Origin of the sequence: Luminiphilus syltensis NOR5-1B (genome assembly GCF_000158175.1) — a bacterium.
GTDB lineage: Bacteria > Pseudomonadota > Gammaproteobacteria > Pseudomonadales > Halieaceae > Luminiphilus > Luminiphilus syltensis.
The window spans coordinates 2,206,429-2,215,692 of record NZ_DS999411.1; the positions used below are offsets into that span (position 1 = coordinate 2,206,429).

Genomic DNA, 9,264 nt, shown 5'->3' on the forward strand with positions numbered 1-9,264 from the left:
AGCTGTGCAGTGTAATGGTGTTTGTGGTCTACATGGGGCCTGGTGCATCGATTTCCAGTGCTTTGAGTTGCACGCGGAATAGCCAGGGCCAACGCTTGCCCGTGACCCAGATACTGTGGTCTTTTGGATGGAGCGCAATTCCATTGAGAACATTGGTATCCGACAATCGATCTTCCGGGTCGAGAAGGCCGGTCAGATCTATAACCCCTGTGACTTGACCGCTGTTCGGGTTAATTCTGAAGACACTATCGGATGTCAGTACGTTCGCCCAGATTTCCGGGCCCACCCATTCGAGCTCGTTGATATAGTTAAGGGGTTTCCCGTCGAGGGTAACGTTGATGACGTCGAGTTTACTGCCGGTCTGCGAATCAAAATGCATCAGTCGATCGCTGCCATCGCTGAACCAAACGTGATGTCCGTCATGGGTCAGTCCCCAGCCCTGGGTCGGAATACGTCCGCTGGCAAGCGGTGTCAGTGTCTTCGCGTCATATACCAGCATATCCCCTGACTGCCAGGTCAGTTGAAACAGGCGTTGGTTGACAACGGTTATACCCTCGGCAAAGTAACGATCATCAAGTTTGCGCTCTTCCACTATGTCCATTTCTGGAAACGCGTAAATGCGGATAAATGACTCCCCATACCCGCCACTGCTGACGATCAAACGATCGGGACCGTCGAACTCAAGGCCCTGGGTAAAAATAGTGCGATCAAATCGGATCTTCTCGACGATCTCGAATCCGTAGCGAGGTACGGGTTCGCTGCCGACAGCACCGCAGGCCGCAAGCAGGTAAAGCAGAGTAAAAACTGCGCTAAAAAAGGCGCTACATCGCATTATCGGGTACCCCGTTTGATGGCCCGGAACAAAAAGCGTGCGGGCGTGATAGCCCGTTGCAGGTACCTCGGCAGCGGGGGTGGATCGCCAAATATCTGGCTGGCAATCAGTTCGGCTGCGAGTGGTGCATAGGTGAGGCCCCGTGATCCGAGGGCGGTGAGCAAATAAAGACCGGGTTGCAGAGGCGGGCATTCCGCAATGACCTGACGACTGTTGTGTTGCAGGGCAGCATAGCCCAGCTCGAATGCCGGAGCATCCGGCACGGCGCCGACGAGCGGTAAATAATCACTGCTGTTACATCGCAGGGCGACATGACCTGTTAACCCATCAGCAAAGTCTTGCGGATTGAGGTCGGGCACAGCGCGCAGTAACTTCCCCAGATTTTCACCATGCTCCTCAACCCGCTCATCGATCAGCGCCTCGTTGGGTCCGTAGCTCGCGCCAATACAGTGAATACCCTTTCGCGCGGGGGCAATATAGCCTTTATGGCAGAGTGCACGATTGAGTTTAGCCAGGCTTTTGTTGGTAGGCAGGTGAGTGGTTTGACCGCGAATGGTCTGCAGCGGAAGCCAGTCGATGCCCAGCGGGGTGCCACTGTCCATGGCACAGGCAATCACGGCCAGCGGCGCACAATCCAGTGACTCACCGCTCCCAGAGCGGGCCCACCAGCGTTCGTCCTCGCGATGCAAGGTAACCGTGCCGAGGCCTTTTTGAAGCTCAATATTGGGATGCGTGAGCAGGGATTGCACGACGGCCGGCGGGTTCAGCCAGAACGCTCCCGGATAATCGATGGCCGACTGACTGACCTTGAGCCCCAGGGTCTCACTGGCCTGCTGTGGATTGAGGATCCTGGCCATTGCGCCGCTGCCTCCGAGCACCTGCTCAAGGTGGCCGAGCGTGGCCTCGTCCTCGCTCAGTTGCAGATAGCCGCAGCGTGCACCATCAACGTCATCGATCAGCTCGCCTGAATGGAAACGTTGCTTGTAGGCGTCCAGGGCGAATGCATAGGCTGCCAGTGTGAAATCTGACAGCTCCCCATAGCGCCGGGATAAACGGGTGTACGTTAATCCCTGCAGATTGCTTGATCCCCCCGCTGCGATCTCTCCTCTTTCCAGGACGCTGACGTGCACCCCTCGCTCGGCCAGCGTGCGGGCAATCCAGGCACCTGCAAGACCGGCCCCCAGCACGAGTGTCCGGTCGACTTCGGGGCTCGGTTCGGCGGCGTCCCAAGGGGTTAGCACGGCGCGCATCGGACGGGCTTGTTTGATGACGGCACGCAGGGCTTCGCGCTTGCGTCCAAACCCCGGCGCCTTGCTGACCTCAAATCCCGCCGCTGTGAGGCCACGCCTTACAGCGCCCGCCGCCGTAAATGTGGCCACTGTTGCCCCCGGTTGGCTTTGCTGCGCCATGAGCGGATAGAGCCCTTCATGCCACATGTCCGGGTTTTTCGACGGCGCGAAGCCATCGAGAAACCAGGCGTTGACCCACTGGCGGCAATGACTGGCGGTATCCGCCAGTACCTCCCGCGCGTCATCCCACCAGAGGTCAAGCGTCACCTGCTCTCCTGCCCACCGCCGCCGATGACAACCGGACACGGCAGGTGGCCAGCGCTCGATCAGGGTCTGCCAGGCCTTGGTTAGCGAAGGGTGGTTCGCCGAGATGGTATTGATCTGAGTCGCATCGAGGGGGTAAGCGTCGATACCGATGTAATGCAGCCTGGCACCCTTGGGCGCGCAGCGCTGCCACAGTTCCTGCGTGAGCAGGAAATTGAGACCGGTTCCAAAGCCCGATTCGATAATGGTGAAGCGTTCATCGGAAGAAAGCCCGCGAAACCGCGATTCAAGCGCGTTCCCCTCGAGAAAGGTGTAGCGGCTCTCGCCGATCGGATCCCGGGCAGAAAAGTAAACGTCGTCAAAGCGAGTGGAGCTGAGTCCGTTGGCGGACACGTCGATGGCCGGTTTCTCGGGCTGTTCCCAGGGTTTGTTTTGTCGATTGATCAACGCAGGCGATAACTCATGGAAGAGGGCTCATGCTGGAACGTTGTCAGGTTCAGATGGCGGTGGCAACTGACTGGAGTTTCCTGGGCGGGAGGCGGTACACTCTGCGGCTTTTACCGGATGCCAGCAACCATGACGCAACAGCAAGCCAGCATTGATCACAAGCGTTTTGCAACCCTAGCGGTCAATCTGCTTCACCGTGGCTTTATCGATATCAATCGCACCGCAGCCAAGCGCACCTTTCGCGAGCTCGTCGCATCGCAACGCCTCATGCTCACCAACCTTAAACTCGAGGACGGGGGTACGGTAAGAATTGATTTATCCCTCGACCAGAGTGTCCATCGCGGGAAGCTCAACTTCTCGGCGTTCCGCGATGCCCTACTCACTCTGATCGGACAACTGGCCGAACAGGTGAAGGCCGATAAAGCACTGACGACATTCACACCACTCAATGATCCCGCCAAAGGCGGAAAACAGCCAAACGCCAATTCATTGGTCTTTGGCGCCGGTGGTGCGGCCGTCAGTGGCGGCATCACCAATCTGCTGATGCTCGGTGTGGAGCCGAGTGAAGGTGATGCGGTCATAACGCTGCAACTGATGTATGTCGACCCCGAACAGTTTCAGTCGCCGGAAGCCTCAATCAGTTGAATATCGGGCGGCGCGATCAGCGTTACCGTCTCTTTTTTGGCGGGAGCCATAACATTCGCTTCTCCGCTGGCCACACTTTTACCCTCCTGATTGACGACATCGCAGTGCAGGGTCAGCCAGGGTTTCTTGGGGTGTTTTCCGGTAACCTCCAGATTGACGGTTAGCGTATCGCCCAAAAATACCGGTGCTTTGAACTGCAGGGTTTGACCCAGGTAAATAGTGCCGGGTCCCGGGAGTTCAGTCGCTATTGCGGCAGAAATGAAGGCGCCGGTGAGCATTCCGTGGGCAATGCACTCGCCGAATTGGGTGCCAGCGGCATACTCGGGGTCGAGATGAACCGGATTGTGGTCTCCCGATACAGCCGCGAACAGCTTAATCTCGCGATCCGTGACCAGCCTGCTGAAGGAGGCGCTGTCGCCCTCAGCGATTTCGTCAAAGGTTTTATTGGTGACTTCTATGGAAGACGACATTGATAATCTCCTAAACTTGTTAGTCTTTGTATCTCGCAAGCGACCATAATACCTAAAAACGAGGCCTTGACCTGTCATGAATACCAGCTTTGCCGATATCGCCAATGAAAAGCTTCGCTCTCTGGGTGTTGATACCGAAATCGACCTCGATCAATACGGCAGTATTGTCGAGCTTTTCGAGGATGCTTTCACGCGTCACGGCGATTTGCCTGCCTGCACGAGCCTGGGTCACACCCTCTCTTATCGTGACCTGGATCGCTTATCGGCGAATTTTGCGGCCTGGTTGCAGCAACGCTCGGGCCTCAATCAGGGTGATCGTGTCGCCGTGCAGATGCCCAATCTCATTCAGTATCTGGTCGTGACGCTCGGTGTGCTGCGGGCGGGTATGGTCGTGGTCAATACCAACCCCCTGTACACAGAGCGGGAGCTACAGCATCAATTTAGCGATGCTGAGGTTCAGCTATTGGTGGTGCAGGCCAATGTCGCCCAGACGGCGTCAGAGGTCCTGCCGCGTACCGACGTTAAGCAGGTTATCGTCACCGAGCTCGCTGATCTTCATCCCCAGCCCAAGCGCTTTCTGATCAACTTCATCGCCAAATACGTGAAAAAAATGGTGCCTCCTTTTTCCATACCGGGGGCGCTGAAGCTAAATGATGTGCTTGCGGCCGGGGCTGGCGAGCAGTATGAAGTAGTGGAGTGTGACCGGAATTCGATTGCGATGCTGCAATATACCGGAGGAACTACCGGACTCGCCAAGGGCGCAATGCTGTCACACCGCAATTTGGTGTCCAATGTGCTTCAGGCCCACGCGGTATTTTCGACTCACCCTATCAAGGCAACCGGCGACATCTTTTTGCAGCCATTACCGGTCTACCACATCTACGCTTTTACCTCGTCGATGTACGCCCTGTACGTCGGCGCGCAGACGGTGTTTTTACCTAACCCTCGCGACCTGTCTTCGGTGACGGCTGCGTTTCAACAGTATCAGCCGAAAATGTTTTTTGGGCTGAATACCCTGTTCGTCGCTTTGAGCAATGACCCCGATTTTCAGCAATTGGATTTCTCGTCACTCAAGGTGACACTTTCCGGGGGCATGGCGCTCACGGAGGCGGCGGCAAAGCGCTGGGAACAAATAACCGGTTGCCCTGTTTCAGAGGGGTATGGATTGACGGAAACATCGCCGGTGGCGACAAGCAATCCAGGCGGGGCGCAGCAGCTCGGGACTATCGGTTTACCCATGCCGCACACGGAACTGAAGGTGATTGACGACACAGGCGCGGAGCTGGGTTTGGATACCCCCGGGGAACTCTGTATTCGCGGTCCGCAAGTGATGCTCGGCTATTGGAAGCGCCCGGAAGCAACAGCAGAAGTGCTGGATGATGACGGCTGGTTTGCCACCGGTGACGTGGCAGTGATGCAAGCGGATGGGTATTCGCGAATTGTGGATCGCATCAAGGATATGATTGTGGTGTCGGGCTTTAATGTTTATCCCAATGAGCTCGAGGATGTCATTACACGGCATCCGGGTGTCCTGGAGTGTGCCGTTATCGGTGTTCCCGATGACTCTTCCGGCGAGGCCATCAAACTGTTTGTGGTCAAGGCCGACCCTGCATTGACCGAGGCCGAGATCAAAGCGCACTGTCGGGAGCACCTCACGGGCTACAAAATACCGAAGCAGATCGAGTTTCGCGATGAATTGCCAAAGTCCAATGTGGGCAAGATTCTGCGCCGGGAGTTGCGTGACGCGGAAGTTTCCTGACGGGCTCTTTATCTTCGGATTAGCAGCGCCATGATGGGGGAGCAAGCCGCCACATCGCCGCTGCCGGATCGATCGGTACCCGAACAGATAGTCTTCCCCGAGGGTCTGCCCGTTTGCGATGCCCGGGAGGAGATACTCCGGGCCATCGAGAGCCACCAGGTCATCATTGTTGCGGGGGAGACGGGGTCCGGCAAGACCACCCAGTTGCCCAAGTTGTGCCTCGAGCTGGGTCGCGGCCGTCAGAAACGTATTGGCCACACCCAGCCGCGCCGGTTGGCGGCGCGGACCGTCGCTCAGCGAATCGCGGACGAGCTGGAAAGTCCCCTTGGTGATCTTGTGGGTTACCAGATTCGATTCACCGATACGGTTTCTGAAAAATCGGCGATAAAGTTGATGACCGACGGCATTTTGCTCGCTGAGCTCGGGCGGGATGCTGATCTCAATGATTACGACACCCTGATTGTCGACGAGGCCCACGAGCGCAGCCTCAATATTGACTTCATACTCGGATATCTAAGGCAACTTCTCCCGCGGCGACCGGACCTGAAGGTCATCATTACCTCCGCCACCATCGATGTTGACCGGTTTTCCAGCCATTTCGGTGATGCGCCGGTCATCAGTGTGAGCGGTAAGACGCATCCCGTTGAAATTCATCATCTTGATGCGCTGGATGAGGAGGTCGGCGACGTTTCCGATCAGGTTGTCAGCCTCGTCGATGACATAGCGCAGGAGCAATTCGGACCCCGTGGGGACGTGCTGGTTTTTCTGCCCGGTGAACGGGAAATCCGGGAACTGGCGCGATTGCTTAAAGGCAATGACCGCATCCAGGTATTACCGCTCTATGCCCGATTGAGTCGTTCTGAGCAGAACAAGGTGTTTAATCCGAAAGGAGCGGGAATGCGGGTTGTGCTCGCCACCAATGTCGCCGAAACATCGCTGACCGTGCCCGGCATACGCTACGTTATTGATCCGGGAACTGCGCGAATCAGCCGCTACAGCCACGGTTCCCGGTTACAGCGACTGCCGATCGAAAAAATCTCCCAGGCCAGTGCGAGTCAGCGCGCAGGTCGCTGTGGTCGGGTCGGCCCCGGGGTGTGCATCCGGCTGTATTCGGAAACCGATTTTCTCAATCGCCCTGAATTCATGGATCCGGAAATCTTACGCACCAATCTTGCTGCAGTGATTCTACGGATGTTGCAATTGAGGCTGGGCAAGGTCTCGGATTTCCCGTTTATCGACCCGCCTGAGCCGAAGATGATTCGGGATGGCTATCGGCTGTTGGAGGAGCTGGGTGCAGTGTCGCGACGCGGTCAGTTGACGGCCACCGGTCGGCAGATGGCGCGGTTACCGATCGATCCGAAGCTCGGACGAATTCTCATCGCCGCTCACGAAAGTAAGTGTCTCGCTGAGGTCATGATTATTGTATCAGCGATGTCGGTCCAGGACCCCCGCGAGCGGCCGGCGGAGAAGACGGCAAAGGCCGATCAGTGTCATGCCCGTTTTACCCATAAGCAGTCCGATTTTTTGCCCTGGTTGTCACTGTGGCAGTACTACGAGGAGCAGCGTCAGGCGCTGAGCCAGAATCAGCTGAGAAAGCTCTGTAGCCGCGAATTCCTGTCGTTTATGCGCATGCGGGAGTGGCGGGATATTCACAGCCAAATCACTATTGCATGCCGGCAGATGGGGTTGAAAGCGCCCGCGCTGGACGATGCAGAGCCTGATTACCGCAGTATTCATGTGGCGTTGCTGGCAGGTTTGCTGGCTAATGTGGCTCAGCAGGACGAGGGGCGGAAATTCAACGGCACCCGCAATCGAAAAATGACGGTCTTTCCGGGCAGTGGCCAGTACAAAAAGCCACCCAAATGGCTGCTCGCCGGCGAGATTGTGGAAACCACACAGGTCTATGCCCGCACTTGTGCGGCGATCGAGCCCGATTGGTTACTGAAGGTCAATCCCTACCTCCTTAAGCGCCATCACTACGAGCCCTCCTGGCAAATGCGCTCCGGCAGGGTGATGGCGACGGAGCGAGTGACGTTGTACGGGCTCACCATCAGCGATGGACAGCGGGTCCACTATGGCGGTATTGCGCCCCGGGAGTCCCGGGAGATGATGATTCGCGAGGCGCTGATACCCGGTGCGTTCAAGTCGCCACCGGGGTTCTTGAAGTTCAATCTCAAGCGTATCCGCGAGGTGGAAGACCTTGAATCCCGGGCGCGGCGACGAGACCTGCTCGTGGACGAGGAAAGCCTGTTCAATTTTTATGACGAGCGTCTCCCCGCAGATTGCGTGAGCGCTGCGGCACTCAAGAAATGGTTAAGTCGGGACACCGACGCTGACAAACGCCTGCGACTCGATCGGGAACAGGTCCTGACCCGGGACCCTGGTGCCGAGATCGAGTCTCAGTTTCCAGCACAACTGCGGTGGGCGGATGTCGACTATCGGCTCAGCTATCAGTTCGAGCCGGGCGGCGAAACCGACGGCGTTACGATCACGATTCCGCTGCTGCTACTGAATCGCGCGCCGCGCTATCGACTCGACTGGCTGGTACCGGGCCTGCTACGGGACAAATGTATTGCCATGATTAAGGGCTTACCCAAGGCGTTGAGAAAGCAACTGGTTCCAGTTCCCGATGTCGTTGATCAGGCCCTGCTCGAGCTTGAAGTGGACGATGTCGATCTGCGCGAGGCTTTGTCGGGTGTATTGCGTCGACAGCGGGGCGTCACGATCGCGGTGGGCGAATGGCCCAACGAGGCACTTGAAGATTTTTATCGCATGAATATTCGCGTGGTTGATGAGCGCAATCGATTATTGGCCCAGAGCCGGGATATGTCGGCACTGGTGGCACAATTTCGGGACGCCGCAGTAGCGCCCACGATTAGGCAGAGCGATAGCCCTGAGCGGGAGCGGGTCGAGCGATGGGACTTTGGCGATCTGCCGCCCCAGTGGAAGACCCGGGCTGCCGGTATGAAAGTGGTGGCGTATCCGGCGATCGTCGCGGACGGGGGAGAGGTGGCTGTAAAGCTGTTCGATTATCCCCAGGACGCCCAGCGGGCACATCGTGTGGGTATCGCTGCGCTCGCGGCAAAACATCAGCCCAAAACTGTGAAGTACCTGCGCAAACAGCTGTTTACCACCAATGAGGCGGCGTTGGCCCTGGCGGGCTGTGGCGTCGAGCGCAGTGCTTTGGTGTCCGGTGTCACCGATGCCGCGTTTCTGCGCGCGGCTGGGGTCGTGGACTCGCCCTACAGTGAGACTGAATTCAAGTCACTTCTGGAAAAGGCAGCGGGCGATTGGGTTGCGGTAGCCGTCGATATCGAACGGGTGTTAATTCAGGCACTGCAAGGGTTTGCCTCGGCGCGTAAGGCGATGTCAGTGGGGGGCAAAAACAACTACGCTGACGTGCAGAAGGATATGGAGCGTCAGGTTACTGCTCTGCTGGATATCGATACCATTCGCCACTGCCCCGAGTTCTGGCTTGCCCAGTACCCGCGCTATGCCAAGGCGCTGGCTCACCGGATAGAACGACTGAGCGGCCAGTATCCCAAGGATCAGAGGTCG

General features: G+C 57.4%; 6 protein-coding genes. 3 read left to right on the forward strand and 3 right to left on the reverse strand.

What is annotated here, in order from left to right:
* Nucleotides 1-28: 28 nt before the first annotated feature.
* Nucleotides 29-832: a glutaminyl-peptide cyclotransferase gene (locus NOR51B_RS09955; protein ID WP_009019661.1), complete on the reverse strand. Its 804-nt coding sequence runs from the start codon at nt 830-832 to the stop codon at nt 29-31.
* Complete coding sequence (mnmC, locus tag NOR51B_RS09960) at nt 832-2,832, reverse strand: bifunctional tRNA (5-methylaminomethyl-2-thiouridine)(34)-methyltransferase MnmD/FAD-dependent 5-carboxymethylaminomethyl-2-thiouridine(34) oxidoreductase MnmC (protein WP_009021681.1); 2,001 nt, start codon at nt 2,830-2,832, stop codon at nt 832-834. Before mnmC ends, NOR51B_RS09955 begins: the two co-directional genes overlap by 1 nt.
* Nucleotides 2,833-2,961: 129 nt before the next feature.
* On the opposite strand from mnmC, the gene NOR51B_RS09965 reads away from it, so the two are divergent.
* Nucleotides 2,962-3,477, forward strand: coding sequence for a hypothetical protein (locus tag NOR51B_RS09965; protein WP_040482005.1), 516 nt, complete (start codon nt 2,962-2,964; stop codon nt 3,475-3,477).
* On the opposite strand, the gene NOR51B_RS09970 is transcribed toward NOR51B_RS09965, so the two are convergent.
* A complete protein-coding gene (locus tag NOR51B_RS09970; RefSeq protein WP_009019875.1) occupies nt 3,450-3,947 on the reverse strand; it encodes a MaoC/PaaZ C-terminal domain-containing protein in 498 nt (165 codons plus the stop codon). The two genes, NOR51B_RS09965 and NOR51B_RS09970, sit on opposite strands and share 28 nt — an antisense overlap.
* Nucleotides 3,948-4,023: 76 nt before the next feature.
* Here NOR51B_RS09970 and NOR51B_RS09975 point away from each other — a divergent pair, with 76 nt between their 5' ends.
* Together NOR51B_RS09975 and hrpA are read left to right on the forward strand one after the other, a co-directional pair.
* Nucleotides 4,024-5,706 carry an AMP-binding protein gene (locus tag NOR51B_RS09975; protein WP_009020181.1) on the forward strand — a complete coding sequence of 561 codons (1,683 nt, stop codon included), beginning with the start codon at nt 4,024-4,026 and terminating at the stop codon, nt 5,704-5,706.
* A 30-nt stretch (nt 5,707-5,736) separates the two neighbouring features.
* On the forward strand, nt 5,737-9,264 hold a 3,528-nt coding region (hrpA, locus tag NOR51B_RS09980; protein WP_050759457.1), incomplete at its 3' end, for an ATP-dependent RNA helicase HrpA.

Bases quoted from the DNA above. Each gene is read 5' to 3' on its own strand.
- NOR51B_RS09965 (WP_040482005.1), top strand. From the start codon at position 2,962: ATGACGCAACAGCAAGCCAGCATTGATCACAAGCGTTTTGCAACCCTA.
- NOR51B_RS09970 (WP_009019875.1), bottom strand. From the start codon at position 3,947: ATGTCGTCTTCCATAGAAGTCACCAATAAAACCTTTGACGAAATCGCT.
- NOR51B_RS09975 (WP_009020181.1), top strand. From the start codon at position 4,024: ATGAATACCAGCTTTGCCGATATCGCCAATGAAAAGCTTCGCTCTCTG.
- NOR51B_RS09955 (WP_009019661.1), bottom strand. From the start codon at position 832: ATGCGATGTAGCGCCTTTTTTAGCGCAGTTTTTACTCTGCTTTACCTG.